2 protein-coding genes are annotated in these 2476 nt (G+C 50.2%); both read right to left on the reverse strand.

All coding sequences use genetic code 11. The annotated features are described in order from the left end of the window. Nucleotides 1-95: 95 nt before the first annotated feature. Nucleotides 96-1262: a sigma-54-dependent transcriptional regulator gene (locus tag OB13_RS20120; RefSeq protein WP_461491975.1), complete on the reverse strand. Its 1167-nt coding sequence runs from the start codon at nucleotides 1260-1262 to the stop codon at nucleotides 96-98. 120 nt (nucleotides 1263-1382) lie between these two features. Continuing rightward, nucleotides 1383-2279, reverse strand: coding sequence for a transglutaminase domain-containing protein (locus OB13_RS20125; RefSeq protein ID WP_461491976.1), 897 nt, complete (start codon nucleotides 2277-2279; stop codon nucleotides 1383-1385). Nucleotides 2280-2476: the final 197 nt, after the last annotated feature.

The raw sequence follows: 2476 nt of genomic DNA on the forward strand, positions 1-2476 counted from the left end.
GGTATAGGTATAGGTATAGGTATAGGTATACTAAACACAAAGTGCCATGATTACAATCAGGGCACTTTGTGTTTAGTAAATGAATCTAATTTTAATCAAGCAACCACAGGTCTGGCATAAGCCTTGGCATCATCCAGCGTGATCTCCTGCCCACTCATAATGACGAGTCGCTCCACCACGTTTCGCAGTTCCCGCACATTCCCACGCCAGTCAAGCGTTTTGAGATACTCCAGCGCATCCGATGTAATGACTTTGGGCTTGTTACCGTAGTCGTTTGCAATATCCTGCAGAAACTTCTGGACCAGGTCCGGTATATCCTCCCGGCGTTCATTCAACGGCGGCACGTGGATCAGGATAACACCCAGGCGATGGTACAAGTCTTCGCGGAAGTTCCTGGCTTCGATCTCCTCCAGCAGGTTTTTGTTGGTTGCAGCTACGACCCGCACGTCCACCTGTATGTCTTTGTCACCGCCGACACGGGTGATCTTGTGCTCTTGCAGGGCACGCAGCACCTTGGCCTGAGCCGATAAGCTCATATCGCCCACTTCGTCGAGGAAGAGGGTGCCGCCATTGGCTTGCTCAAACTTGCCGATACGTTGCTTTACCGCTGAGGTAAAGGAGCCTTTTTCATGGCCAAACAGTTCACTCTCGATCAGCTCGCTCGGTATAGCGGCGCAGTTTACTTCTATCAACGGTCCGTTGCTGCGGTTGCTGTGCTCATGTATAGCCCGCGCTACCAGCTCCTTTCCCGATCCGTTTGGTCCCGTGATCAGTACCCGGGCATCCGTAGGGGCTACTTTCTCTATCGCCTGCTTGACACGTCCCAAAGCCGGCGAAGAGCCCACCATCTCATAGGTTTTCGAGATCTTCTTCTTGAGGATCTTTGTCTCCGTCACCAGGTTCGATTTGTCGAGGGCATTGCGGACCGATACCAGCAGGCGGTTCAGATCCGGTGGCTTCTGGAGGAAGTCGTAAGCGCCTTTTTTGGTGGCTTCCACCGCTGTGTCGATGGTGCCATGGGCCGAGATCATGATAAAGGGCGTATCAGGAGTCAGCTCCATGGCCTTTTCCAGTACCTCTATGCCATCCATACCGGGCATTTTGATGTCGCAGAGCACCACGTCATACCTGGTTTTTCCGAGCTGTTGCAGGCCTTTGATGCCATCTTCGGCCTCATCTACGTTGTAATTCTCAAACTCCAATATCTCCTTCAGGGTACTGCGGATGGCCCGCTCGTCATCTATGATCAGGATCTTGGGCATATCTTTTTTCGTTTTATTCTGTGAGGATAAGTATATAAAATAAACAGCCGCTAATCAAGCGGCTGTTGCAATTGTACGATATATTTAGCAAATAAGCTGGATACCTTTCGAGGGATCAACTCAGGACTTGGTAAAGTTGATCACGCTGTAGAGCTCAGGCTCCAGAAATGGTCCGCCCGGATAGCCGGCGGTATAATCGAAGTTGATCCAGAGTTCCCCGTTGGTCTCATGAAAATGGATCTTGCCACCTGTTACCTCATCCGGAAACAGGGAGCGCACCGCATAACTCACCTTGTCCAGGTCCTCCACAGTGCCCATCTTCACCTCCGTGTACATGTGGTTCGGGGAAATAACGATACGGGCTTCGCCGCCGATCGCCATGATAGAAGAGGCCATCAGGATGGCGTAATCGTCGCAGTCGCCGGCCAGCAGCTTCACGCTTTCGGTAGGCGGGGAGTAATAATCCAGCCCCAGCGGATCGTTGACGTAGCGCCAGTTATTGCGCACATGCTTGAAGAGTGAGAAATAGCGTACCATCTTCCCATACTTACGGTAATACTCATCGTGAAAAAAGCGGGTAGAGTTCTCCACTCCAAATGCGCGAACGGCAGGATGAGTGGGTTGCATCGCGCTCCGCACGCGCCGCTCCTGGAAATAAGTACCCCGGACAGGCTTGAAATAAGACACCTTGCTGGAGTTGCTGGTCATGTTCACCAGCATGGCATTGTAGTCAGAGTAGAGGTTTTCGACTGTATAGTCGTCGAAGGTGCTGTTGAAGAACATGGCCCCCATGATGCCCACGAACAGGAGCAGGATCAGCTTCTGGTTGATGGTCGTGATAATGACCGAAACGATCGCTGCCAGTATAACGCACAGCAGGAAGTTCAGCTCATAGTCAATGAAGCTGATCGGGGGAAGATAGAAACTAATAAGGACCGCCATCGGGAAAACGATGATGATCTGAACAAACCGAACTATAAACTTAGTCAGATTGGAGAGCTTGAATAGCTGCGTCATGATGCCCAAAGTTAGAGGTTTCTGGCGCCTAAGGCCCTTCTGGCTTTAAAAGTGCATGAATTGATAAATAATTTAACTAGGTAACGCAATTTCCGGGCCTTTCTACTCATTTTGTTGCCCGCTTTTTTGATATTTTTTTGCGCTGACCTGTTGGGTAATAATTTCGGGATTATTTTGAGATTTATAAAATTATTGGG

This window comes from Pontibacter sp. HJ8 (assembly GCF_054824225.1).